Source organism: Bacillus sp. Pc3, assembly GCF_000815145.1.
Lineage (GTDB): Bacteria > Bacillota > Bacilli > Bacillales > Bacillaceae > Bacillus > Bacillus velezensis.
On sequence record NZ_CP010406.1, the window covers coordinates 2947473 to 2970451 of the forward strand.

The window sequence follows — 22979 nt, forward strand, 5'->3', positions numbered from 1 at the left end:
TCAGCCGTTATGATGCTTGTACATCCATAAAAGGCCTGATTTTAATAAACGGGGCACACGCCCGATGAGCGGACGGTCGTTGACAAGACCGAAGCCCGCTTTTTTTCCGAGTGAACCGAGAACGCCTTTCAGCTTAAATTGCGGCATTGTTTCCGGCAGCTCTTCATTGTTCCAGCGTTTCAGGAGGATCTGCACAATTTGTTCCGCTTGCGCTTCAGCCAGCTGGGCGCTCGGCGCATGCGGCAGGCTCGCGCAATCACCGACGACGTAAACATGCTCATCGCCCGGAAGGTTGTGATGCGGTGTTAAAACGATGCGGCCTTGCGGATCTTTTTCAGCGTCCAGTTCTCTGACGGCTTTATTCGGCTGAATTCCCGCCGTCCACACGATGGCATCGGCCGGTATTCCTTCATCATGATTATAAACGATCCCGTCTTCCACTTTTGTAATATTCGCATTATTGATAATGGTGACGCCGTGTTCTTCAAACCATTTCTGAACATACTTGCTGAGTCTTTTCGGAAAGCTTGATAAAATCAGGTCGCCCCGGTCAAATAACATAATCTTCAGATCGTCACGGCTCTCTCTTAATTCACTGGCAAGCTCCACGCCGCTTAATCCCGCTCCGACGATAGCGACAGATGCATTGGCGCCGAGGTTGTTCAGCTTTTGATAGGCTTCGCGTGACTGATCAATGGTCTGAATGCTGTAAGTATGTTCCGGCGCGCCGGGCACGTTATGATACTTATCCTCGCAGCCCAGTCCGATCACCGCGTCATCGTAAGAAATCGGTTCGCGGTCATGAAACAGAACCTGTTTGTTTTTCGTGTCGACGGAAGCCACATCACCGTATTGAACATCCAGATTCGGATGCTCAGGAAAAGACACCCTGATATGATGATCAGAAATCGTGCCGGCGGCGAGCGCATAATATTCTGTTTTTAAGCAGTGATACGGGTTTCTGTCAATCAGCGTGATGGATATATCTGACGGAAGCTGGTTCGGCAGTAAGCGGTGCAGCACCCGCATGTTTCCGTAACCCCCGCCGATCAAGACCAATTTTTTCATAATGATTCCCCTTTTGCCCGAAAAATATGGTAGTCAATGTTGTTACAAAATAACGAACTATGTAAAATAACATCTAGAATTATATCGAATTTGATCTAAAACCACAATAATAGTTTTAAAATAACCTACAAATTGACCAGAAAACACGTAATAGTAAAACCTTTAACCTGAATTAATATGTTACGATAACATTGAGCGTGAAACCCGATCTTTGACGAATAGAGGAAATTCCGTTAGGATAAGGTACATATGTGAGGTGAAACCGCATGAATCCGATGATTGAATTCTGTGTCAGCAATTTAGCGCGCGGTTCCCAGGAAGCACTTGAGATCTTAGAGAAGGATCCGAACTTGGACGTGCTTGAATACGGCTGTTTAAGCTATTGCGGGAAATGCATGGAGTCCCTGTTCGCCCTGGTTAACGGCGAAGTGGTCACGGGAGGCACGCCTGCTGAACTGGTTGACAACATATATACATTCATAGAAGAAAATCCGATGTTTTAATCAGAGGCTCCGAACGGGGTCTCTTTTTTATTGCGCCCGGGTTTTGGCAAAATAAAAAATTTGTAGACAGCAAAAATAAATATTGTTATCTTAATAAAGACTTTTTTTAAATAAAATTTTAGAGGTGGATTCATTGAATATCGTTTGGGGGCTGCTCGGGGCAGTTGCTATATTAGCCATTGCTTTTTTGTTATCAGAGAAGAAAAGCAAAATTAACCTGCGAACCGTCATTGTCGGTTTATGTTTACAAATGGCCTTCGGATTCATCGTATTAAAGTGGGACGCCGGACGGGCCGTATTTTTATGGTTCTCAAGCCGTGTGCAGCTTCTCATTGATTATGCGAACGAAGGCATCAGCTTTATTTTTGGCCCGCTGTTAAAAGTGGGCAGCAGCCCGGCTTTTGCGCTGAGCGTTCTGCCGGTCATTATCTTTTTCTCAGCGCTGATTGCCGTTTTGTATCACTTGAAAATCATGCAGCTCATCTTTCGCGTCATCGGAGGCGGACTGTCAAAACTTCTTGGGACAAGCAGAACGGAATCGCTTGCGGCGGCTGCGAATATTTTTGTCGGACAGTCTGAATCACCGCTTGCCATTAAACCGCTGATTGCGGGATTGACCCGTTCCGAGCTGTTTACGATTATGACGAGCGGCCTTTCGGCTGTAGCGGGTTCGACGCTTTTCGGTTACGCCCTGTTAGGCATTCCGATCGAATACTTGCTGGCGGCCAGCTTTATGGCGGCTCCCGCCGGTCTCGTGTTCGGAAAAATTTTAATACCTGAAACGGAAAAAACGCAGACGATAAAAGGCGATTTTAATATGGACGAAGAAGGCGAAGGCGCCGCTAATGTGATTGATGCAGCGGCAAAAGGCGCGTCCACGGGCCTTCAGATTGCTCTAAATGTCGGCGCCATGCTGCTTGCGTTTGTCGCGCTCATCGCCGTAGTGAACGGAATTCTCGGCGGAATCGGCGGCTGGTTCGGTTTCAAACATATTACATTAGAATCCATTCTCGGTTACGTGTTTTCACCGATCGCATTTGTAATCGGCGTTCCTTGGCATGAAGCGCTCGGAGCGGGAAGCTATATCGGACAGAAACTTGTGCTGAATGAGTTTGTCGCTTATTCAAACTTCGGTCCGCATATTGCGGACTTTTCTAAAAAAACGTCTACGATTATCAGCTTTGCGCTGTGCGGATTTGCCAACTTCTCTTCGATTGCGATTATGCTCGGCACACTGGGCGGTTTGGCCCCAAGCCGCCGTTCGGACATTGCGCGCCTCGGATTAAGAGCGGTTATTGCGGGAACACTCGCAAACCTTCTCAGCGCGGCGATTGCCGGCATGTTTATTTAGTAAACGATAAAAGCTCCCTGCATATGCAGGGAGCTTTTATGTATGAAAAACGGGGGATATTTGTATTGTGTCCGAGCAGAAGAGCTTTTATACTAAGTAAAAGAAAAAAAGTTGGAGGCCGATATGAATTCATTCCGTTTTACCAAGATGCACGGTCTTGGAAACAGTTATATATATGTAAATCAATTTGAAGAACAGCTGCCGGAAGAACGGCTGGCTGAGATTGCCGTTAAAGTGTCCAGTATTCACACGGGCATCGGCTCTGACGGAATGATCCTCATCTGTCCGTCAGAAAAAGCGCCCGTCAAAATGCGGATTTTTAATAATGACGGCTCAGAAGGGAAAAATTGCGGCAACGGCCTTCGCTGTGTGGCAAAGTACGCATACGAACATAAGCTGACAGAAGAAACGTCCTTTTTCATTGAGACGCTTTCAGGTCTTGTGAAAGCAGACATTACGGAGGACAACGGGATTGTGCGTGAAGTCGCCGTTGATATGGGCGAACCGCGCCTCACCAAAAAAGAGCTGCCGATGCTCGGCAATGAAGATGAACGGACGATCGATGAAACCTTTGTTTTTGGAGAAACGGAGCTTTCCGGAACAGCCGTATCAATGGGAAACCCCCATATTGTTTTTCCGGTTGCGGATATCAATCAAGCGCCTCTTACAACGCTCGGTCCCGTCATTGAAAAAGACCCGAGATTTCCGGAAGGCGTCAATGTCGAATTTGTGGAAACCGTCAGCGCCGATGAACTTCATTTCCGCGTATGGGAACGCGGCTCCGGCATTACACAGGCTTGCGGAACAGGCGCCTGTGCGGCGGCTGTCGCATCCGTATTGAACGGTGTTTCCGAACGAAACCGGGATATCACCGTTCATTTAGCGGGAGGCGACCTTGTGATTAATTGGCAGGACAACGGGCACGTGCTGATGACGGGACCCGCCGAAACCGTATGCAGCGGCGTCTATTATTTGTAAACAGCTCGTTTGAGAAATACTCTCCTCAAGGTTTATAATAGATATCAGCATCCGTTTTTAAAAAAAGGAGGTCTACCTATGAGTGTTCCAGTAACCATCACTGAAGCAGCGGCTTTGCATATAAAAGATATGATGAAAGAGCATGAAGAAGAAAACGCGTTTCTCCGTGTGGGCGTAAAAGGCGGCGGCTGCAGCGGCCTGTCTTACGGAATGGGATTTGAGCACGAAAAAGGCGAAAAAGACAGCATGTTTGAACAGCACGGAATCACCGTTTTGGTCGACAGCGAAAGCCTTGATATTATGACCGGCACGATCATTGACTTCAAACAGTCCATGATGGGCGGCGGTTTCACCATTGACAACCCGAATGCCATCGCTTCCTGCGGCTGCGGTTCATCTTTCCGCACGGCCAAAAACGCCGGTACGCCGGAAGAGTGCTAAGGGTCAACCCGCCATTATTAGGATGAAAAAATATGACGTCTTTCTTTCCGGTGGCGCTTGCACCATTGTTAAGGAAGGCGTTTTTATTATAGGTATAAACCAAAAACGGGGGCGAGTTGCGGGCGTTTTCAAGAGAAAGTTGCTACTACTCAGCGAAGCAATAGAAATATTTTGAGCGAAAAAAGGTCGGGAGAACTGCGTGAAGTGATTAATAAAAGAATCGCACGTTTTCTAAGATTGTAAATTATATCTAATTAACGCAGTGTGGTTGATACATAGAGGAAATATAAGGATGTCGAAAATGGTATAAGTAATGTAAACAATGATAACGAAGAGCTTTACGGGCACTTGCGCATGAATACGTAGGTGTCCGTGTTACATAACGAACAAGCATTGCGGAAAATGGTGGGTTTTTGGTATAATTTTACTATAAATAGAGGAGGCGTGAAATTTGGAGAAGATTACTGTTAAAGTGCTCATGTATTTGAGCGTTATTTGTGTAATAGTGGGGATTATTGCGGGTTTCGTAATATATGATAGGGACGTAGCAGAAGATGCAAAAACGAGTAAGAAGGTAAGCGAGGAGCTATACGATAATTCTGTCGCACAAGCGCAATATAAAACGGACAAAGCACTAGCGAACAGTATGCAGTTTTCCGTATTCTTTAGTGTCTTGGCCGGTGTAGTATCCGGCGCCATCCTTTTCGGGCTAGCAATTATTGTCCGAATCTTAGATGAAGCGAATAGTAGAGCGTATGAGTCAGCGAGTGATCTACGATTAATAAAAAACGGTATTCAGGAACAAACCGCGAAATAAAAAGCAGCCCGAGTGCAGGTAGATCATTTATCGTAACTGAAGTAAACGCCATCGCTTCCTGCGGCTGCGGTTCATCTTTCCGCACGGCCAAAAACGCCGGTACGCCGGAAGAGTGCTAAGGGTCAACCCGCCATTCTTAGGATGAAAAAAATATGACGTCTTTCTTTCCGGTGGCGCTTGCACCATTGTTAAAAAAGGCGTTTATCTGTTTAATAAAAGGAAAACCCGCTCAACAGAAGCGGGTTTTCCTTTTTCAAAGAGGTTATTCAATTGTATGTTTCATCGCATGGTACATATTTGCCGTATGTTCATCGGCTTTATCCCGTGACATGCGCAGCCGTTCTTCTGAAGAACCATATCCGATTTCTTGTTTGCCCTCTTTCAGTCCTTTAAAAATCCCATCAGCGAATTCATCCAGCGGTTCTCCTTGAGTATGCAGCCCTGCTCCGCCTAAATCTGTATTCACCGCCGGAGGCGCAACTTCAATCACTTCTACAGATGAATCAGAAAGCTGATGTCTCAGACTCATTGTAAATGAGTGAAGCGCCGCTTTCGTTGCTGAATAGATCGGTGCAATGGCAAGCGGTGTAAAAGCCAATCCCGAAGAGACGTTAATGACAGCCGCATCTTCTTTTCCGGCAAAAAACGGAGCAAACAGCATAGACAGGTGGAAGGGAGCTTCAATGTTCGTTGTGATTTCTTTATTGAAATAGTCCCAATTGTCCTTCGCATCCGCTTTCAGCACATGAAACCGTTGTTGAATCCCCGCGTTATTTACTAACACATTCACTTCCGGATAATTTTCTTTCACCCAATCAAACAGTGATATACGTTCAGATGGAATGCTCAAATCACTGACATATGTAATAAGATCCGGGAATGTTTCCTTTGCTTTTTGAAGAGCGTGCTCACGCCGTCCGGTCACGATGACTTTATTTCCCGCTTTTAAAAACCGTTCTGCGAAAGCCAATCCTATTCCGGCATTTCCGCCTGTAATCAGTATTGTATTTCCCGTCAGTTTCATATTAACTCCTCTTTTCTGATTGTTTTTACATTTCTTTGTCACATTTCAGCTTTGATCCAATCAATATATTCATCCCGCAAATAGGCATGAAATAAGACAGCAGTGATTCTGTAAAATTGATTTTTAGATCATCGGGAAACCCGCCAAAACTATTCTTTCCTTGTCACAATATGATGATACGGCTTAAAGCACGGTTTAAGTCAACAAAAGAACCTTGTGCTTCCGTTTCGGTTACTCACATCAGACATAGGTCACGACAGGAAAGGGGAACGTAAAGTCTTGGAATTTTCTTGATGCGATAAAGCGTACCGTATCACATGGGTGAGAGGCAATTAAAAAAACGTTTCTGATCAAAACAAAAGGACGGCGATGCATATGCAGGAAGGTATCAGGCCGCTCAGCTTGAATGATGCAGAGCAGGAACTGATTTTGCAGAGGGAAAACCGCATGTTTTTTGAACGGTTTGCCATGTCGAGACAAGGGGATTTTTATACGCTGGAAGGCCGGAAAAAACGAATTGAACAATCACTGAAGAATGCAGAAAATGATACTGAATACAGCTTCGGCATTTTTCTTCAGGATCAGACCCTGATTGGCACGATCAGCCTTTTTCAGGTGGTTCGGGGTTCCCTCCAAAGCGCTTTTATCGGTTATTTTTTAGATGGCAAATATAACGGGAAAGGCTATGCGACGAAGGCTGTCAAGCTGGCAGTCGATTATGCATTCAACGAGCTGAAACTGCATCGGATAGAAGCCGGAGTCATGCCGAACAATAAGGCGTCAATCCGGGTGCTCGAAAAAGCTGGCTTTCATAAAGAAGGCATTGCGAGAAAAAATGTAAAAATAAATGGAAAATGGGAAGATCATCAGGTGCTGGCGATCATACATCCGGAGGATACATGACGATATCCTCCTTTTTTATATCCTGCGTCTCTTTCGACAGATTCTTCCTAAAACTTCAAATCAATTGTCTAAATCATACTATTTGCAAATTCGAAAAAAAATAAAGGGTACATAGCACCAAAAACTCTGAAAGTTGTGCTCTTTGTCAACACGTTCTAAAGTCATATTTTTCGAAAGGATATTGATTTTTTGATAGGATTAAACTAAATTGTAAAAGTATAGAATAGTTAATTTATTTTGTAAGAAAAGGATGATAATATGATAGGTCAATTGAGCAATAAAAAAATATTTTTAAGTTCTTTTTTCATCATTTTGATCTGTTCATTACTCTTCCAATTCAGTATTTCAGATAAAGTTCTGCAGTCGTATTATTCTTCCGTCGGAGAAAATACCTACGATATCGGGGAGAAAAGTGTTCGTACGATTGTCATGTTTCTGCAAGGGTTTATGATCTTCACAACTTTTGTGGAAATTCTGATAGGCGGATTTCTGTTATTCGTTGCCGCTTTTATTCTCGGTACAAAAAAACCGAAAAAAATATATTTGCTTCTATATACGCTGACTTCTTTAATCTCGGCATTTAAAATGTTGATTCTTTCAGTTGTTAACTACTTAACGGCTGATTCCTCGCTTATATATTCTGCCGGCGGCACCAGCTTGAGTCTGCAGCTGCTGGATCCATTTCTGCTCATATCAATCGCGGCTCTTTATGCTGCTGCGGGAAAACTGACCGATCTCAGTAAAGGCAAGAGAATCATTTTGACTGGATGTTTTGTTTTACTAAAACTCTTTACTATTTTCTTAAACTATTTTATGGCGGATAAAATTTAGCTCGGGAGAGAGTCAATTAAGCTGAATTTTATTATAAATTAAAAAAACAGAGTAGGGAGATGTTATGATGAACTTAGTAAAATCTAATAAAAAGTCTTTCATTTTGTTTGGCGCGGCTCTTGCTGCAGCAACATTGGTTTATGCACTATTATTAACGGGAACTGAATTAAACGTGGCGGCGGCTCATGCATTCTCAGCCAATGCTGAATTAGCTTCTACTCTCGGCATCTCTACAGCCGCAGCTAAAAAAGCAATTGATATTATTGATGCGGCATCAACAATTGCTTCTATCATTTCTCTTATCGGTATCGTTACAGGCGCAGGCGCGATTTCTTATGCAATCGTTGCAACAGCAAAAACAATGATTAAGAAATACGGCAAAAAATACGCAGCTGCTTGGTAAAATCGATCAATAAATAATTGCTCTTTTTGTACAAGCTGCAAAAAGAGCCTCTCTCCCAAATACATATGTAAGGATTGAAAGTATGATAGTCAAACAAATTGCGGCTCTTATCAAATATAATACCCTGTCATCGTTTCGAAAAAGAAAGGAAGATTGGGGCATTCCTCAACTCAACAGCAAACTGCTGTCTGCCATTATTATTTCTCTGTTATGTTTATATCTCGTTTTCCTGGGATGCGGTGTTGTATTCGGGACAAAACTGATTCAGCTGCCCCTCAGCGCATGGGGGCAATTTGTTTTAATCGCCGTTTCACTTGAGCAGCTTTTTTGGGCTGCCGGCTTCTTTAAAGAACACCACAATGCCTTTCTGCTTGATACGCGCAAGGTCATTCATCAATTAAAAAAGGTGCGTTTTTTACAGTTGTTTTCTGTTTTTGCCGGCCAGGCGATCAAAAAAACCATTTTCGTATGGTATCTTTTTGTTTTTCCGGTCTTTTTGTTTTTATCAAGCGCAGGCATGACCGGGTCTGCGGCGGTCATCGTATTTTTCTTGGGCTTCGTTTATTTTCTTCTCAATTTATTTTTATCTATGCTGTTTTCTTATGTTGTTTATCTTCTTACAAATATGTGGAGCAAATTGTTTTACTTGAAAATCATGAAAGGCATTTTATTCAGCGTCAGCCTGCTGGTTCCGCTTGCAGTCGGGTATGCCGTTTATCTTCTCGTGTTTGGGGAGTATACCGCAAAGGATATTTCAAGCTTTACGGAGTCACCGGCTTTCCGGAACATCCTCATGAATACGCCGTATGTATGGTTAGCATTCCGCTCACATTCCGTGCTCGTTTTCGCTGCGGTGTTTGCGGTCGCCGTCCTTTTAACGGCGGGGATGTTTAAACTATGGTCGGCCACGCTGAGGAAAATGGACCTTATTCCTTATATGTTTTTGACAAATGCAGATTTTGCGCCAAAGCTGAAATTATATAGAAATAACAAAATATTTCATGCCGTTTTTCAAAAGGATCTGCTGTTTTTATCGAGAATTGACGGGTTTTTTATCAGGAACTTCGGCAGTATGCTGTATTTGTTCATGCTGTTTTTAGGTTTTTGTATTCCGCTTCTGTCGCATCATTTTATCGGGTATTCGGCAGCCGCCATCGTGTCTGCGGCGGTTATCATTGCGAACTTTTCGTATCAGCTCGTCGGAGATGCGCTCAAAACAGTATTGTCAGTTGACGGGGAAATAAAAAATCAGCATCTGTTTCACCGGAATATCAAACATGCGTGGCAGCTGGTGTTTCCGAAAGTATGTATTTATAATCTCGCCGCTCTTATCTATTCGTTCATCATCACCATTTTGATTACGGTGTTTTTTCCGTCTTCCGCTGCGCTGACGATTTACTTGTTTATTGTGTTTTTATGTTCGGGTTTTTTATACAGTCTTGTCCAGATTTCAAGCACCGCCCTGTATCCTAAGAAAAACTGGGAGCATATGTACGAAATTGGAGAAGCGGGGAAAGCAAAGACGTATAACAACTTATACGGATCTTTCATTTTCATTGTGTCGCTTCAAATCGCTGCGATCACGTCGTATTTTATCTATAAAAAGCCGGAAATTGAAACGATGCTTATTCATTCTGCATCAAGTATTTTTGTCCTGTTCACACTATTAAACTATGGAGTCATGTTTCTGTTTCTTCGCAGAATCAATATGGCGGAAAGGTTTGCGAACAATGATTAAATTAGTGAATATACAAAAAAACTATAGTGAAAAACAGGTGTTGAAAGATATTTCGTTTGAGGTGAAAAAAGGCTCAATTTATGCTTTGCTGGGGACTAATGGAGTCGGGAAAACAACGACTTTGAAAATCATTTCGGGCCTGCTTAAACCGACTTCAGGCAGCGTCATGATTGACGGTAAGGAACTGGATTCAGAAGAGGGGGGGCAAATATCGGCTGATATCGGTTTTGTGCCCGACCATGCCTTTTTATATGATTACTTAACGGGAGTCGAATACTTGCGTTTTACAGCGGAGATGTTTGAAGTACCGTCTCAGCGGACAAATGAGTATATAAAGAATATGTTAGAGACGCTGAAGCTTGCTCAAGACGGAAATCAGCTGATTAAAACATATTCACATGGGATGAAACAAAAATTATCAATTGCGGCCGCCCTCATTCATCAGCCAAAGATATTAATTCTTGACGAACCGCTGACGGGCATTGATTTAATCAGCGGTAAAACGATACGGACGTTATTAAAGGAGTACGTCAAGCAGGGACATACGGTCCTGTTATCGACTCACTTGCTGGAGCTGGCGCATTCGCTGTGCGATACAATCGGTATTATACATGAAGGCGTTTTTGCGGCGGAGTATCAGTCATCCGAGCATTCATTAGAAGAGATTGAAAAATTGGCTGAGAGTATCTATACATGATGAACCGCATGTTGCCGGCAATCAGGACGTCCGCCATTCCGTTAACCGCATCATTGCTGTTTTTTTCAGGCGGTGTGATCGCTGCGTTTTTTTCCGATCACTTTGTTTCAACCGCGTCTTACAACGGCTCGTCAGGCGCGGTTGAACTGCTGAAAAACAATGCAATCGCTTGTCTGTTTTTAGCCGCGGGTTTTTTTACCTTTGGGTTGACCTCAATCTTTTATTTATTCACCAACGGGTTTATTTTAAGCGGCTCTATTATAGAAAATCTGCATAGCGGGGTTCCTTTTTATCAGATTTTTTTACTGCTAATTCCTCATGGTATATTTGAAGTTCCCGCGTTATTATTAAGTGGCGCCATTGGTTTTAAGGGCGTTGAATTGGTCATCAGGCTGTGTTTTTCTAAGGAAAAAAAGATAATGGCTTCAATGTTCAGGCATATTGGAATATTGGTGCTCATAATTATTTGTCTGCTGATCGCCGCTGCCATTATTGAAGCTTACATCACACCAATTTTTAAGTAAAAGGGGCAGAAATCATATGAGAAGTAAATTATCATTAATCGGTGTGCCGATTGTTATGATTATCGGTTATATCATTTCTTTATCCTTTGAGTGGCTGTTTCCTGTTCTTACTTTTGGGGTGGCAGGACTATATCTCTTTATATTTGCACCGGTGCAAAATAAATTCATTCGTTACATCTTTTTGTTTATTTTTGTGATTAATCTGTTGGCCAGTGCGGCTCTTTATTTCGGTATTTAATAAAAAAATGACATTCATATTGAATGTCATTTTTTTATCTTTGAGCGGCCCTGCTGCGTGTTAAAATCTGTCGCCGTTGAAAATAGAGTTTTTTACGATCACGTAGTCGACATTGCGGATGGCTTCGAGTGTATTGCCGCCGGCGTAAGAGATGGAAGATTGCAGATCCTGCTCCATTTCAACCAGCGTGTCCTGTAAAGACCCTTTATGCTCGACATGCATTTTTTTGCCTTCGACGTTTTTCTTTTCGCCTTTTTGAAATTCGGAAGCGGAGCCGAAATATTCTTTGTACAGCTTTCCGTCGATTTCGATCGTTTGTCCCGGTGATTCTTCGTGGCCGGCGAATAATGATCCGATCATGACCATAGACGCGCCGAAACGGATGGACTTCGCGATATCGCCGTGCGTGCGGATGCCGCCGTCAGCAATGATCGGTTTGCTCGCCGCTTTTGCGCACCAGCGAAGCGCGGCTAATTGCCATCCGCCGGTTCCGAAGCCGGTTTTAATTTTGGTGATGCAGACTTTCCCGGGGCCGATTCCCACTTTTGTCGCGTCGGCGCCCGCGCGTTCCAGCTCCCTTACGGCTTCAGGCGTCCCGACATTCCCTGCGATGACAAAGCTTTCCGGGACATGTTCTTTAATAAATTGGATCATGCTGATCACGGAATTGGAATGGCCGTGCGCGATATCAATGGTAATATAATCCGGCACAAGCTCCTGTGCTTTCAGCTCCCGGATGAATTCATAATCATTTTCCTTTACGCCGACACTGATGGAAGAAATCAGTCCGCGCGCTTTCATATCCTGGACAAAAGCCAGGCGTTTTTCCGGCTCGAAGCGGTGCATGATATAAAAATACCCGTTTTCCGCGAGCCAGGCCGCGATATTTTCATCTATAATCGTCTGCATGTTGGCCGGCACGACCGGAAGTTTAAACGTGTGTCCGCCCAATGTAACTGATGTATCACATTCAGATCGGCTGTCCACAATGCATTTTGCAGGAATCAGCTGAATATCTTCGTAATCAAATACATTTTCCATATATAACACCCCTAAAAGCGAATAATATAATTAAATAAAATTAAAATGTTCGTCTTTTTATAATGTACTTTGTTTTGTCAGGAATGTCAAATGATTTCATGCCGCCTCATATGCGGTCAGCTTGTCATCCATTTGCAGTTTGGTTATCATAGTAGTATTGGGTGTTGTAAGACATTTGTTACGATAGATAGATTTGCAAAGAAGGGAGGGGGCCGGTGTGGAACAAAAACAGCCCGGGCACAGCCCGAAAGCCCAGAAAATTCAGGACCGGATTATTTTAGGCACGATTTGGGTCGTGTCGGCGCTTGTCATTGCGCTCGTTGTCGGAACCGTCATGAATTATATTTGGATGTTTAAATAAAAAAGAGTCTGTGCCGGTATGACACAGACTCTTTTTTATATTATTTTTCAAACATGCTTGTAGAATGCAGAGGCTGGACGCGCGCTTTCGGGTCCATGTAAGCCTTCGCGTTGTTCACGGCTGTCGGAGCTTCGCCGAAACCGCTGGCGATCAGCTTGACTTTGCCTTCATATGTGCAGATATCTCCGGCGGCAAAGAAGCCTTCAATATTCGTTTCCATCGTGCTTTTAACGACGATGGAATTTTTCTCGATGTCAAGTCCCCAGTTTTTAATCGGGCCGAGAGAAGAAACAAAGCCGTAGTTTACGATCAGGTCATCAATTTCGATGATTTCTTTACGGTCGCCTTTCACTTCTTCGAGAACGAGCTGTTCGATCCGGTCTTCACCGACAAGTTCAGCGGGAACAAACGGTGTCAGCACGTTGACTTTAGAATTATGCAGGTTTTCGACACTGTGCTCATGCGCGCGGAATTTATCACGGCGGTGGATGATGCTGACTTCTTTCGCGATCGGCTCAAGCATGAGCGCCCAGTCAACCGCGGAATCGCCGCCGCCCAGAACGGCAACGCGTCTGCCTGCGAATTGATTGAGGTCGTCAATGAAGTAGTGCAGGTTTTTGCCCTCATATTGTTCCGCTGATTCCAGTTCAAGCTTTCTCGGCTTAAATGCGCCGTTTCCCGCGGTGATAATAACCGTTTTTGAATAATGCGTTTCTGAATTCGTGACAAGCTTAAACACACCGTCCGCCTGTTTTTCAACAGATTCAACGGCCTGCTCTAAGCAGATGGTCTGATCAAACTTCGCCATTTGCTCTTTTAAGTTGTTCACAAGTTCTTGGGCGCGGATTTTCGGGAATCCGGCTACATCATAAATATATTTTTCAGGGTACAGCGCGCTGAGCTGGCCGCCAAGCTGAGGCAGGCTCTCAATGATTTTGACGCTCGCCTGTCTCATTCCCCCGTAAAAAGCGGTAAACAGGCCGACCGGGCCGCCGCCGATGACCGTAATATCATAAACCTTTGAATCCTCTTGCATACCAAATTGCCTCCTAATTGAAAATTGTTATTAATTATAACATACAATTTAAAAGGATGACGAGTGCCGAAAACCGCCCGGCCGCTTCATTCTTGAAAAAAGTTGCGGCCGCCGCTAATATGGGGACAAATTCCAATCTGTTTTTTCCTGAATGTTTTCTGATTCTTCCGGATAGTATGGTGATATGCAGACATGTGCGGTTTTCTAAAAAATTTTATATTTCATTTCATAAAATCCCGCCAATAAGCTGAAGCTAATACAAATGTTGATTTGATTATGCGTCTAACAGCAAAAAAAAGAAGGTGGATGTGATGGCATTGAATAAACCCAAAATCGTGGTTTTAGGTGCAGGTTATGGTGGATTAATGACAGTAACAAGGCTTCCGAAGCATATCGGGGCAAATGACGCTGACATTACTTTGGTCAATAAACACAATTATCATTATGAAACGACATGGATGCATGAAGCGAGCGCAGGAACGCTGCATCATGACCGCTGCAGATATCAAATAAAAGATGTAATCAATGAATCACGGGTCAAATTTGTGCAGGATACCGTAAAAGCGATAGATGTGCAAAATAAAAAGGTGACGCTTTCACAAGGGGACATCCCTTATGATTATCTTGTCATCGGGCTTGGCGCCGTCCCTGAAACATTCGGGATTAAAGGCTTAAAAGAATTCGCTTTTCCGATCGCGAATATTAATACGTCGCGCCAGCTGAAAGACCATATTGAGCTCCAATTTGCGACATACAATACGGAGGCCGAAAAACGCCCTGACCGCTTAACCATCGTTGTCGGCGGAGCGGGCTTTACGGGAATTGAATTTCTCGGTGAACTTGCGAACCGCAAGCCGGAGTTATGCAGATATTATGATATAGATGAAAGTCTCGTCCGGATCGTCTGTGTCGAGGCCGCCCCGACGGTTTTGCCGGGATTTGATCCGGAGCTTGTCGAATACGCCGTTCAATACCTTGAGAGCAAAGGCGTTGAATTTAAAATCGGCACCGCGGTTCAAGAATGCCGCGCAGACGGTGTCACAGTCGGCAAGAAAGATGAAGAGCCGGAAGAAATCAAATCGCAGACCGTTGTCTGGGCCGCGGGCGTGCGCGGACATCCGATCGTGGAGGAAGCGGGTTTTGAAAATATGCGCGGCCGTGTCAAGGTCAACCCTGATCTTCGGGCGCCGGGTCATGATGATGTTTTTATTCTCGGCGACAGCTCGCTCTTTATCAATGAAGAGACGGAACGGCCGTACCCGCCGACTGCTCAGATCGCGATGCAGCAAGGAGAAACGGTCGCCAAAAATCTGGGCGGTTTGATTAAAGGAGGCCAGCTTGAAGAGTTCAAGCCTGACATTAAAGGAACCGTCGCCTCTCTCGGTGAGCATAACGCCGTCGGAGTCGTATACGGCAGGAAGCTCAAAGGCATGCCGGCGTCCTTTATGAAAAAGGTCATTGACAACCGATCGCTCTTTATGATCGGCGGGCTGGGCCTGACGCTGAAAAAAGGGAAGTTTAAATTCTTCTGAAAACCCGCAGCCGCGGGTTTTCTCTTCTTTTAAAAAAGAGCGCTATCAAAAGAATGTAAAAGAAAGTAATGAATGTTTTCGCTTACATGAGTTATTTTGTTACATATTCTGACTTGGTGCTTGACAAGTAAATATGATATATTATCAGAAAATTAGGAAAAAGGGTGATCCGCATGAAAACGACAGCAAAAAGCACGGCGGCGTGTCCGTTCTGCTCAGGTAAAGGGTATTTTCAATTGCTTCTTGGCGGCTCCGAAACATGTCCCTCCTGCCAGGGAAGCGGCAAAGAGAGACGCTGATTTTTCCAGACGTTGACTTTTTTACCGCCCCCGAGGTACACTGAAAGTGCTGTAGGGGGTGGATGTTTGTGATTAGTTTGCCGGTTGTCCTGATCTCAATTGTACTATTTTTTGTACTGTTTTTCGGCATAGGCTTTCTGTTGAACATGCTGCTTAGAATGTCGTGGATTATGGCTGTTGTCTATCCGATTGTATGCCTTTTCATTATCAGCAATAAAAAGATGATCAGTTACGTGCAGGCGCCGGGGGAATCCTTTCAAAGCCTGTTTCAGCGCATCATGTCATTAGCGGTTGCGGATGTCGTGATTTTGGCGGGCGGACTGGCGGGAGCCATCATGTCAGGCATTGCCATAAAGGCGCTCAGAAAAAGAGGATATCAAATGTTTTAAGCCGCTTTCTTATTCGAGAAAGCTTTTTTTGTGCCGCGGCGCTTTTTGTATAGCACCTCACCGAGTTGGGAACAATGACTCGGAGGAGAGTGATTTCAGATTGACGATAATCAGACGAGTATTCATGATCGTGCTCTTTTTGGGCGCATGCCATGCGACATATTTTTCCATAACCGGTGTTGAAGCAAAGGATCTGACAAATTGGATGACGGAACATCGCGGCGCCGTTTTGAAAAACATCGGCACTCCGTTTCAATCCTTACAGAATCAGCCGGAAAAGAAGGCATCAGGCAGGATAAAACCGCTGGAAGAAGCTTTTGACTGGGAACGCTATCCGTCACAAAAGGTGACGGCCACCGGTTATACCGCCGGAGCGGAATCTACCGGAAAATCTCCCGGGCATCCGCAGTACGGAATTACATATTCAGGCGTGAAGGTCAAACGCGATTTATATTCAACTGTTGCGGCCGATCCGTCTGTTTTCCCGATCGGGACGATTCTGTTTATACCGAATTACGGATACGGGGTTGTCGCCGATACCGGCTCAAAAATTAAAGGAAGCCGCCTTGACCTCTACTTTGACACCGTCAAGGACGTCTATAACAATTGGGGCAAAAAAACACTTGATGTCTACATGATTAAAAAAGGGAACGGCACAGTGACCGAGGACGAACTTGTAAAGCTGAACGAAACCAAGTCGATGCAAGTGTTCAGAAATCAATACAAAACGGTAAAAGAATAAAAACGCTTCAGCATCCGCTGAAGCGTTTTTACATAAAGAAATAATCTAAAATCAATGTCAGCACAATACCGGTGACGCCGCCGAAGAACACTTCAATCGGCTGATGGCCGAGCAGCTCTTTCAATTTCTTCTGTTTTTCTTTCTCTTCCGCTTTCTGAAAGTCCTTCGCTTCGCTGACAAACCGATTAAAGTCGATGACCAGTTTATTAATGACTGTCGCCTGTTCACCCGCATGCCGCCTGACACCTGTAGCATCGAACATCGTAATGACGGCGAAAATCGCGGCGACTGCAAACAGGGGCGAGTCCAGTCCCTGTTCCAAAGCGATTCCGGTTGACAGCGCGGTGACGGCGGCGGAATGGGAGCTCGGCATGCCGCCGGTGCTCGTCACAAGAGACCAGTCAAGTTCTTTGGATACGATAAATTGAATAGGCACTTTTACAACTTGGGCAAAAATAATGGCGGCAAAACTCGCCAGTAAAGGAAAATTCATAAGTACATCCATATGCGACATCCTTTCTGTATCTGCTGATTCCGATCGTATCGAAAAACTGCAGAAAACGCCCTTGGTTTGGTAAAATAAAATCAATGAAAAATGTTTTTTCATTATACCACTTTACATAACAAATACCCACATAAGGAGTGTGTACTCATGTTTTATGCATCTGATCAACTGCGGCATCCCGAAACACTGGTCATCGGTCTTTTTCAAAAAAGCACGCTGAACGGATTTACGAAGGAATTGGATGTTAAATTGGACGGTCATCTGACCCAGCTGTTAAAGGATGGTGATGTGTCCGCCAAACGCAATCGTGTATCAAAAGTATACCCTCCGGCTGCGACCGGTATGAAACGTATTTATTTTATCGGCCTGGGAAGAGAAGCGGATTATTCGTTTGAAGATACGAAAGAATGTTTTGCACGAGTATTTCAGCGGATTCATCAAGATAAAAAACAGGAAGTATCCGTGTTGCTCGATACATTCGTCTCCGGGGAAGTGCCTGCCGCCGATGCCGCTCATGCGCTTTCGGAAAGCTGTCTGCTTGCGGTTTATGAGGTGCAGGATTATAAACATAAATCGAATGAGCCGGATCAGGAACTGAAATCAGTCTGCGCCGTGACCGAAGAAGACCTGAGGGAAGTGCAGGCCGGCCTGAACGTCGGCGCGGCATACGGCCAAGGGACGAATTCAGCCCGCACGCTTGTGAATATGCCGGGTAATATGCTGACGGCCACTGATTTGGCGTCATATGCCGCTGAGCTTGCGGCAAAATACGATTTCGAGTGTGAAATTTTAGAAAAAGATGAAATGGAAGAGCTCGGCATGGGCGGGCTGCTTGCCGTTAACAAAGGCTCATCCGAACCGCCGAAAATGATCGTTCTGAAGTATCAGGGCAAAGATCAGTGGGAAGACGTCATCGGCCTGGTCGGTAAAGGAATTACCTTTGATACGGGCGGATATTCAATAAAGCCGAAAACCGGCATCGTCGGCATGAAAAGCGATATGGGAGGGGCCGCCTCAGTATTGGGCGCAATGGAAATTATCGGCGAACTCCGGCCTGAACAAAACGTGCTCGCCGTCATACCGTCTACGGACAACATGATTTCGTCCGATGCTATGAAGCCTGATGACGTCATCGTTTCGCTCAGCGGAAAAACCATTGAGATCCTGAACACCGATGCGGAAGGGCGTCTCGTGCTTGCCGACGGCATCACATACGCCAAGCAGCACGGAGCCTCTGTCCTTGTAGACGTCGCAACGTTAACGGGCGGTGTCATTGTCGCCTTAGGGAACGAAATGACGGGCGCCATGACCAATCACGCCGCTTTTTATGAACAGGTGGCGGAATCGGCGAAAGAATCCGGCGAGCCGATCTGGCAGCTTCCGATTACAGAAAAGGATAAAAAACGGGTGAGAAACAGTCAGATGGCTGATTTGAACAATTCTCCGGGAAGAGAAGGCCACGCGATTATGGCGGGGGCATTCCTTGGTGAATTCGCGGAAAACACGCCGTGGGTTCATCTCGATATTGCGGGAACTGCGACAGCGAATAAAGCGACATGCTTCGGCCCTGCCGGCGCAACAGGCGTCATGGCAAGGACGTTGGCTGTTTTGACTGAGCGGTTTACGCCCGAAAGATAACAGCATCCCGCTGCCTTGATGCAGCGGGTTTTTTGATTTCCAAAATCTTTAGTTGACTAAAGCGCGGAATGTATGTTAACTTTAATTATCTACTACATTAGCAAACTAAAGGATTTTTGGAGGGACTCATCAATGAATGCTGTTGTTGTCGCAGTATTGCTTATGCTCGTCTTAAGCCTGCTGCGTGTCAATATTATTATAGCTTTAATGATCGGCGCGCTTGCCGGCGGGCTGACCGGCGGCTTAGGCCTCGGAGAGACGGTGAAGGCTTTTACGGACGGTCTCGGCGGAAATGCCACCGTCGCGGTCAGCTACGCGCTGCTCGGAGCATTTGCCGCGGCGCTGACAAAGACGGGGCTTCCCGATGCAATGGTGGAAGCGTCTGTCAAACTAATCGGAAAAAAGGAAGATTCGCGGAAAAAAGCACTGTCAAAAGTGTTAATCGTACTGATTATTTTAATCATATCCTGTTTCTCGCAAAACGTGGTGCCCGTTCACATTGCGTTTATTCCTGTATTGATTCCGCCGCTTTTAAAAATATTTAACGAACTTGAAATAGACCGCAGACTGATCGCGTGTGTGATGACATTCGGACTGACTGCGCCGTATATCGTTCTGCCTGTCGGTTTCGGACAGATTTTCCAAGGGATGCTGAGAGATAATATGGCGTCAGCCGGTTTAAAGGTGCCGCTCAGTGATATTCCGTATGCTTTAATCATCCCGACGGCCGGGATGGTAGTCGGATTAATTTTATCCGTCATCGTCTTCCGGAAACCGAAGAAATATGAGACGAAGGAGATTGCCGGACTATCGTCTTCTCCTTATACGAAAAAAAGCATTGCCATCGCCCTGATCTCCATTGCCGTGTCGCTTGCCGTTCAGCTCTATCTGTCACAAGTGCTCGGAGTGGAAGGTATGATCATGGGCGCGCTTGCCGGTTTGTTTACGCTGTTTATCAGCGGAGTCATGAAGCGCAATGAAGCGGATAAGCTGATCACGGACGGCATGATTCTGATGGCTTTTATCGGGTTTGTCATGCTTGTTGCGGCCGGTTTTTCAAATGTATTGAACAAAACGGGTGATGTGGCTTCCTTGGTCAAAGCATCAACAGGCTTTATCGGTCACAGTCAATCATTAGGCGCGCTCCTGATGCTGGTGGTCGGTTTATTAATCACGATGGGAATCGGATCATCATTTGCAACCGTACCCGTCATTACGACCATATTTGTCCCGCTGTGCGCTCAGCTCGGATTCAGCCCGATGGCGACGATCGCCGTAATCGGAGCGGCCGCCGCGGTCGGTGATGCGGGTTCTCCTGCAAGTGACAGTACGCTCGGGCCGACGTCAGGCCTCAGCGCCGACGGACAGCACCACCACATTTGGGATACGTGCGTACCGACATTTATTTTCTATAACATTCCGCTTGTGATATTCGGGTGGATTGCCGCGCTTGTTCTGTAAAAAAGGCTCCCGGAAAGGGGAGCCTTTTTGTATGCTGAGAACATCTTACGCCGGATTTCTGCTGAACCCCGTCGCTTTATGAATAGACCTGTATACGGCAGGCGTGATAGATGCCAATAACAGTGCTAAAATGATATCTTTTATGAAAAACCATATCATGTACAACCAGGCCATTCCGTAGCTGATCGGAGCATGAAGCCATAATTTCAGCGCAATATACGTATAGGTCGTGCCAATGATATAAATGACGGCGGTACCGATCAAAGAGGCCCATGCATAATGCAGGCGGCCGGGTTTTTTTGTTTTTTCCAGCAGCCATCCGGCTGCAAATGCCGCCGGGATGTAAGCGAGAATAAATCCGCCGCTCTTTCCGATAAACGGCGCAAAGCCTGCTGAGAATTGAGCGAAAACAGGCGCCCCCGCGAGTCCGGCCAATGCGTATACCGTCATTGCAATGGCTGCCCGTCTGGCGCCGAGAAGCATCGCGGCTAACAGACAAAAGAAAGGCTGCAGCGATAACGGAATTCCCGCAACTTGCAAAAAAGGAGCCATTGATGTAATGTTGGCGCCGACGGCCATCAGGGCGGCAAACATGCCGATAAGCGCCATATCGCCCGCGCGAAGGTTGCGTTGTTTCATTTGTTTTTCCCCCTTACACTTGTACCAGATTAGCGTAATCGAAGGGTGATTGATTGTCAACAAAGATTTAATACAGGTTTACTAAATGGAGGGAGCCATATGTTTTTCGGGAAAACGAGACAAACAAAACAGTCGAAACGGATTCCGCCAAATCAAAATGTCACAACGAAGTTTCCCGTGCTTCACGCCGGAAATGTTCCTTATTATGAAGATATGTCAAAATGGAATCTGCAAGTGTACGGGCTTGTTGACCGTCCTATGCTGTTAAGCTTTGAAGATATCAAAGCCTTTCCGGAAGCCGAAGTGAAAAATGATATTCATTGCGTCACGGGCTGGTCCCGTCTTGATAATATCTGGCAGGGAATACGCGCCAAAGACATCGCTGAGAAAGCGGGTGTGCACAAAGAAGCGGGATTCGTCATTCTGCACGCTGAAGAGGGCTGGACGGCCAACCTGCCGCTTTCTGATTTTACGCGGGAAACATCCCTGCTGGCATATGCGTATAACGGCGAGCCGTTAACGCCAGAGCACGGCTATCCGCTCCGAGGCGTTTTCCCCCATCTTTATTTCTGGAAAAGCGCAAAATGGCTGCGCGGCATTCAGTTCACAAAGGAAAACCACCCCGGCTTTTGGGAGAAAAACGGCTACCATATGAGGGGAGATCCATGGAAGAATGAGCGCTTTACATGGGATTAAGCCCCTATCCCTATATAGTTCTTAGGTACCTTATTAAAATAAGGTGCTTTTTTTATATCAAAAATCCATTGACTTTGTTTGGCAAAAAACCTATTATTTGAGGTGTCTTTTGATATTGAAAATCATTATCAATGAGGTTAGATAAAGCAATTGCCACAAAGGGGTTGAACACATAATGGACGGAAAACAAATAAACCGGGGGTTCGCGCCGGCCGGCCGATACGCGGTTCCGGGCACAGAAGTAAGAGAAATGCGCTCAAAAGGAGGCCGTACGTTTCGTATCTTTGTCTCTTTTCCTCAGGAAGAACCGCCTGCCTCCGGCTTCCCCGTCATATACCTGCTCGATGCGAATTCCGTGTTCGGCACAATGGCCGAAGCTTTGCGGGTGCAAAGCCGGCGGCCTGAAAAAACAGGCGTTGTTCCGGCGGTGATTGTCGGAATCGGCTACCCGACAGATCAGCCGTTTTCCGCCGAACGGCACAGTGATTTTACGATGCCGCTTTCTGAATCAGAATTGCCGGTGCATCCGCGCGGCGCGGCATGGCCCGAACAGGGAGGGGCGGAAGCGTTTCTGGAGTTTATAGAAGAAGAAGTAAAGCCCGCGATGGAGCGGGATTATCCGATCGACAGAGGCAGGCAGACGATTTTCGGCCATTCGCTGGGCGGTCTTTTTGTGCTGCAAGTGCTTTTGACGAGGCCGGACATGTTCCAGACCTATGTTGCGGGAAGTCCGTCAATTCATTGGAACAAGCGTTTTATTCAGGAAAACGCAGAACGTTTGTCAGACCGGCTCTCTGCGGAAAATCTTCAAGTCAGCGTATTGCTGGCTGCGGGAGAAATTGAAAAAACACATAAAAGCAGAATCCCGCAGCACGCAGAGGCGCTGTACGCTTTATTATCCGGATTTGAAGGTGATGGAGTCCGCGCTGAATACAGCGAGTTTGAAGGAGAGGGCCATATTTCTGTCCTGCCCGTTTTAATCAGCAGAGCCCTGCGTTTCTGCCTGAATCCGGGAGGGCCGCATACCCCGTATTCTCCCGCATGAGAAAAAACAGGCCCTTCGAACTAAATGCGGCTGATTCTAATTTTCTAATTGACTGCGTGTTTTGATTTGGATATGATTG

The 22979-nt window shown here is 45.7% G+C and carries 27 protein-coding genes and 1 pseudogene; 22 read left to right on the forward strand and 6 right to left on the reverse strand.

Annotation, left to right across the window (positions count from 1 at the left end; translation table 11 throughout):
• Window positions 1–1068: an NAD(P)/FAD-dependent oxidoreductase gene (locus SB24_RS14070; protein ID WP_015418135.1), complete on the reverse strand. Its 1068-nt coding sequence runs from the start codon at window positions 1066–1068 to the stop codon at window positions 1–3.
• A 266-nt stretch (window positions 1069–1334) separates the two neighbouring features.
• On the opposite strand from SB24_RS14070, the gene SB24_RS14075 reads away from it, so the two are divergent.
• From SB24_RS14075 to SB24_RS20670, 6 genes and pseudogenes are all read left to right on the forward strand, one after another.
• Window positions 1335–1571 (forward strand): YuzB family protein, encoded by a 237-nt coding sequence (locus SB24_RS14075; protein ID WP_007408721.1) that lies wholly within the window; start codon window positions 1335–1337, stop codon window positions 1569–1571.
• A 133-nt stretch (window positions 1572–1704) separates the two neighbouring features.
• Window positions 1705–2922: a NupC/NupG family nucleoside CNT transporter gene (locus SB24_RS14080; RefSeq protein WP_012118346.1), complete on the forward strand. Its 1218-nt coding sequence runs from the start codon at window positions 1705–1707 to the stop codon at window positions 2920–2922.
• 123 nt (window positions 2923–3045) lie between these two features.
• Window positions 3046–3900 carry a diaminopimelate epimerase gene (dapF, locus tag SB24_RS14085; RefSeq protein WP_012118345.1) on the forward strand — a complete coding sequence of 285 codons (855 nt, stop codon included), beginning with the start codon at window positions 3046–3048 and terminating at the stop codon, window positions 3898–3900.
• A gap of 78 nt (window positions 3901–3978) precedes the next feature.
• On the forward strand, window positions 3979–4341 hold the full coding sequence (locus tag SB24_RS14090; protein WP_003151967.1) for a HesB/IscA family protein: 363 nt from the start codon (window positions 3979–3981) through the stop codon (window positions 4339–4341).
• Between the two features lie 451 nt (window positions 4342–4792).
• The gene (locus tag SB24_RS14095; protein ID WP_033574898.1) at window positions 4793–5158 is read left to right on the forward strand and encodes a hypothetical protein; all 366 of its coding nucleotides are present in this window, start codon (window positions 4793–4795) and stop codon (window positions 5156–5158) included.
• A pseudogene (locus SB24_RS20670) lies at window positions 5137–5277 on the forward strand (iron-sulfur cluster assembly accessory protein); the annotation flags it as partial. The gene SB24_RS14095 and the pseudogene SB24_RS20670, both read left to right, overlap by 22 nt.
• A 143-nt stretch (window positions 5278–5420) precedes the next feature.
• On the opposite strand, the gene SB24_RS14100 reads toward SB24_RS20670, so the two are convergent.
• Entirely contained in the window at window positions 5421–6182 is a 762-nt protein-coding gene (locus tag SB24_RS14100; protein WP_015418134.1) for an SDR family oxidoreductase, read from the reverse strand.
• A gap of 375 nt (window positions 6183–6557) precedes the next feature.
• On the opposite strand from SB24_RS14100, the gene SB24_RS14105 reads away from it, so the two are divergent.
• From SB24_RS14105 to SB24_RS14135, 7 genes are all read left to right on the forward strand, one after another.
• Window positions 6558–7085 carry a GNAT family N-acetyltransferase gene (locus SB24_RS14105; protein ID WP_039255048.1) on the forward strand — a complete coding sequence of 176 codons (528 nt, stop codon included), beginning with the start codon at window positions 6558–6560 and terminating at the stop codon, window positions 7083–7085.
• A 258-nt stretch (window positions 7086–7343) separates the two neighbouring features.
• Window positions 7344–7916, forward strand: a complete 573-nt coding sequence (locus SB24_RS14110) for a hypothetical protein (protein ID WP_007408715.1) — start codon at window positions 7344–7346, stop codon at window positions 7914–7916.
• Window positions 7917–7983: 67 nt separating this feature from the next.
• Entirely contained in the window at window positions 7984–8319 is a 336-nt protein-coding gene (locus SB24_RS14115; protein WP_003151973.1) for an uberolysin/carnocyclin family circular bacteriocin, read from the forward strand.
• Between the two features lie 82 nt (window positions 8320–8401).
• Entirely contained in the window at window positions 8402–10057 is a 1656-nt protein-coding gene (locus tag SB24_RS14120) for a hypothetical protein (RefSeq protein ID WP_015418132.1), read from the forward strand.
• Window positions 10050–10754 carry an ABC transporter ATP-binding protein gene (locus tag SB24_RS14125; RefSeq protein WP_015418131.1) on the forward strand — a complete coding sequence of 235 codons (705 nt, stop codon included), beginning with the start codon at window positions 10050–10052 and terminating at the stop codon, window positions 10752–10754. Before SB24_RS14120 ends, SB24_RS14125 begins: the two co-directional genes overlap by 8 nt.
• A complete protein-coding gene (locus SB24_RS14130) occupies window positions 10751–11278 on the forward strand; it encodes a stage II sporulation protein M (RefSeq protein ID WP_015418130.1) in 528 nt (175 codons plus the stop codon). Before SB24_RS14125 ends, SB24_RS14130 begins: the two co-directional genes overlap by 4 nt.
• Window positions 11279–11294: 16 nt before the next feature.
• Window positions 11295–11516 (forward strand): DUF5970 family protein, encoded by a 222-nt coding sequence (locus tag SB24_RS14135; RefSeq protein WP_003151978.1) that lies wholly within the window; start codon window positions 11295–11297, stop codon window positions 11514–11516.
• Between the two features lie 60 nt (window positions 11517–11576).
• Here SB24_RS14135 and guaC read toward each other — a convergent pair whose 3' ends face one another.
• Window positions 11577–12557, reverse strand: a complete 981-nt coding sequence (gene guaC / locus SB24_RS14140; RefSeq protein ID WP_039254014.1) for a GMP reductase — start codon at window positions 12555–12557, stop codon at window positions 11577–11579.
• A gap of 217 nt (window positions 12558–12774) precedes the next feature.
• On the opposite strand from guaC, the gene SB24_RS20245 reads away from it, so the two are divergent.
• Window positions 12775–12918 (forward strand): hypothetical protein, encoded by a 144-nt coding sequence (locus SB24_RS20245; protein WP_003151982.1) that lies wholly within the window; start codon window positions 12775–12777, stop codon window positions 12916–12918.
• 40 nt (window positions 12919–12958) lie between these two features.
• Here the strand turns inward: SB24_RS20245 and yumC are convergent, their stop codons facing one another.
• A complete protein-coding gene (gene yumC / locus SB24_RS14145; RefSeq protein WP_003151984.1) occupies window positions 12959–13954 on the reverse strand; it encodes a ferredoxin--NADP reductase 2 in 996 nt (331 codons plus the stop codon).
• Between the two features lie 311 nt (window positions 13955–14265).
• On the opposite strand from yumC, the gene SB24_RS14155 reads away from it, so the two are divergent.
• From SB24_RS14155 to SB24_RS14165, 4 genes are all read left to right on the forward strand, one after another.
• The gene (locus SB24_RS14155) at window positions 14266–15486 is read left to right on the forward strand and encodes an NAD(P)/FAD-dependent oxidoreductase (RefSeq protein ID WP_015418128.1); all 1221 of its coding nucleotides are present in this window, start codon (window positions 14266–14268) and stop codon (window positions 15484–15486) included.
• A 173-nt stretch (window positions 15487–15659) separates the two neighbouring features.
• On the forward strand, window positions 15660–15785 hold the full coding sequence (locus tag SB24_RS20030; protein ID WP_007408708.1) for a YuiA family protein: 126 nt from the start codon (window positions 15660–15662) through the stop codon (window positions 15783–15785).
• A 68-nt stretch (window positions 15786–15853) separates the two neighbouring features.
• The gene (locus SB24_RS14160; RefSeq protein ID WP_003151989.1) at window positions 15854–16174 is read left to right on the forward strand and encodes a YuiB family protein; all 321 of its coding nucleotides are present in this window, start codon (window positions 15854–15856) and stop codon (window positions 16172–16174) included.
• 100 nt (window positions 16175–16274) lie between these two features.
• Window positions 16275–16916 (forward strand): 3D domain-containing protein, encoded by a 642-nt coding sequence (locus tag SB24_RS14165; protein ID WP_012118336.1) that lies wholly within the window; start codon window positions 16275–16277, stop codon window positions 16914–16916.
• Window positions 16917–16944: 28 nt separating this feature from the next.
• On the opposite strand, the gene SB24_RS14170 is transcribed toward SB24_RS14165, so the two are convergent.
• Complete coding sequence (locus SB24_RS14170) at window positions 16945–17421, reverse strand: divergent PAP2 family protein (RefSeq protein ID WP_039254019.1); 477 nt, start codon at window positions 17419–17421, stop codon at window positions 16945–16947.
• A 147-nt stretch (window positions 17422–17568) separates the two neighbouring features.
• Between SB24_RS14170 and SB24_RS14175 the strand changes: the two genes are divergently transcribed.
• Window positions 17569–19059: a leucyl aminopeptidase gene (locus SB24_RS14175; protein ID WP_039254021.1), complete on the forward strand. Its 1491-nt coding sequence runs from the start codon at window positions 17569–17571 to the stop codon at window positions 19057–19059.
• Between the two features lie 132 nt (window positions 19060–19191).
• Window positions 19192–20520 (forward strand): Na+/H+ antiporter NhaC family protein, encoded by a 1329-nt coding sequence (locus tag SB24_RS14180; RefSeq protein ID WP_025650207.1) that lies wholly within the window; start codon window positions 19192–19194, stop codon window positions 20518–20520.
• 45 nt (window positions 20521–20565) lie between these two features.
• Here SB24_RS14180 and SB24_RS14185 read toward each other — a convergent pair whose 3' ends face one another.
• A complete protein-coding gene (locus tag SB24_RS14185) occupies window positions 20566–21159 on the reverse strand; it encodes a biotin transporter BioY (protein ID WP_039254025.1) in 594 nt (197 codons plus the stop codon).
• A 99-nt stretch (window positions 21160–21258) separates the two neighbouring features.
• Here SB24_RS14185 and SB24_RS14190 point away from each other — a divergent pair, with 99 nt between their 5' ends.
• Entirely contained in the window at window positions 21259–21855 is a 597-nt protein-coding gene (locus tag SB24_RS14190) for a sulfite oxidase-like oxidoreductase (protein WP_039254026.1), read from the forward strand.
• A gap of 175 nt (window positions 21856–22030) precedes the next feature.
• Entirely contained in the window at window positions 22031–22900 is an 870-nt protein-coding gene (locus SB24_RS14195) for an alpha/beta hydrolase (protein ID WP_039254028.1), read from the forward strand.
• The last annotated feature ends 79 nt before the right edge of the window (window positions 22901–22979 follow it).

Coding starts and splice junctions, on each gene's coding strand:
- SB24_RS14190 (WP_039254026.1), top strand. CDS start 21,259: ATGTTTTTCGGGAAAACGAGACAAACAAAACAGTCGAAACGGATTCCG.
- SB24_RS14175 (WP_039254021.1), top strand. CDS start 17,569: ATGTTTTATGCATCTGATCAACTGCGGCATCCCGAAACACTGGTCATC.
- dapF (WP_012118345.1), top strand. CDS start 3,046: ATGAATTCATTCCGTTTTACCAAGATGCACGGTCTTGGAAACAGTTAT.
- SB24_RS14075 (WP_007408721.1), top strand. CDS start 1,335: ATGAATCCGATGATTGAATTCTGTGTCAGCAATTTAGCGCGCGGTTCC.
- SB24_RS14135 (WP_003151978.1), top strand. CDS start 11,295: ATGAGAAGTAAATTATCATTAATCGGTGTGCCGATTGTTATGATTATC.
- SB24_RS14130 (WP_015418130.1), top strand. CDS start 10,751: ATGATGAACCGCATGTTGCCGGCAATCAGGACGTCCGCCATTCCGTTA.
- SB24_RS14105 (WP_039255048.1), top strand. CDS start 6,558: ATGCAGGAAGGTATCAGGCCGCTCAGCTTGAATGATGCAGAGCAGGAA.
- SB24_RS14125 (WP_015418131.1), top strand. CDS start 10,050: ATGATTAAATTAGTGAATATACAAAAAAACTATAGTGAAAAACAGGTG.
- SB24_RS14170 (WP_039254019.1), bottom strand. CDS start 17,421: ATGGATGTACTTATGAATTTTCCTTTACTGGCGAGTTTTGCCGCCATT.
- SB24_RS20030 (WP_007408708.1), top strand. CDS start 15,660: ATGAAAACGACAGCAAAAAGCACGGCGGCGTGTCCGTTCTGCTCAGGT.
- SB24_RS14070 (WP_015418135.1), bottom strand. CDS start 1,068: ATGAAAAAATTGGTCTTGATCGGCGGGGGTTACGGAAACATGCGGGTG.
- SB24_RS14090 (WP_003151967.1), top strand. CDS start 3,979: ATGAGTGTTCCAGTAACCATCACTGAAGCAGCGGCTTTGCATATAAAA.
- SB24_RS14100 (WP_015418134.1), bottom strand. CDS start 6,182: ATGAAACTGACGGGAAATACAATACTGATTACAGGCGGAAATGCCGGA.
- SB24_RS14115 (WP_003151973.1), top strand. CDS start 7,984: ATGAACTTAGTAAAATCTAATAAAAAGTCTTTCATTTTGTTTGGCGCG.
- yumC (WP_003151984.1), bottom strand. CDS start 13,954: ATGCAAGAGGATTCAAAGGTTTATGATATTACGGTCATCGGCGGCGGC.
- SB24_RS14185 (WP_039254025.1), bottom strand. CDS start 21,159: ATGAAACAACGCAACCTTCGCGCGGGCGATATGGCGCTTATCGGCATG.
- SB24_RS14195 (WP_039254028.1), top strand. CDS start 22,031: ATGGACGGAAAACAAATAAACCGGGGGTTCGCGCCGGCCGGCCGATAC.
- guaC (WP_039254014.1), bottom strand. CDS start 12,557: ATGGAAAATGTATTTGATTACGAAGATATTCAGCTGATTCCTGCAAAA.
- SB24_RS14120 (WP_015418132.1), top strand. CDS start 8,402: ATGATAGTCAAACAAATTGCGGCTCTTATCAAATATAATACCCTGTCA.
- SB24_RS14155 (WP_015418128.1), top strand. CDS start 14,266: ATGGCATTGAATAAACCCAAAATCGTGGTTTTAGGTGCAGGTTATGGT.
- SB24_RS14180 (WP_025650207.1), top strand. CDS start 19,192: ATGAATGCTGTTGTTGTCGCAGTATTGCTTATGCTCGTCTTAAGCCTG.
- SB24_RS14110 (WP_007408715.1), top strand. CDS start 7,344: ATGATAGGTCAATTGAGCAATAAAAAAATATTTTTAAGTTCTTTTTTC.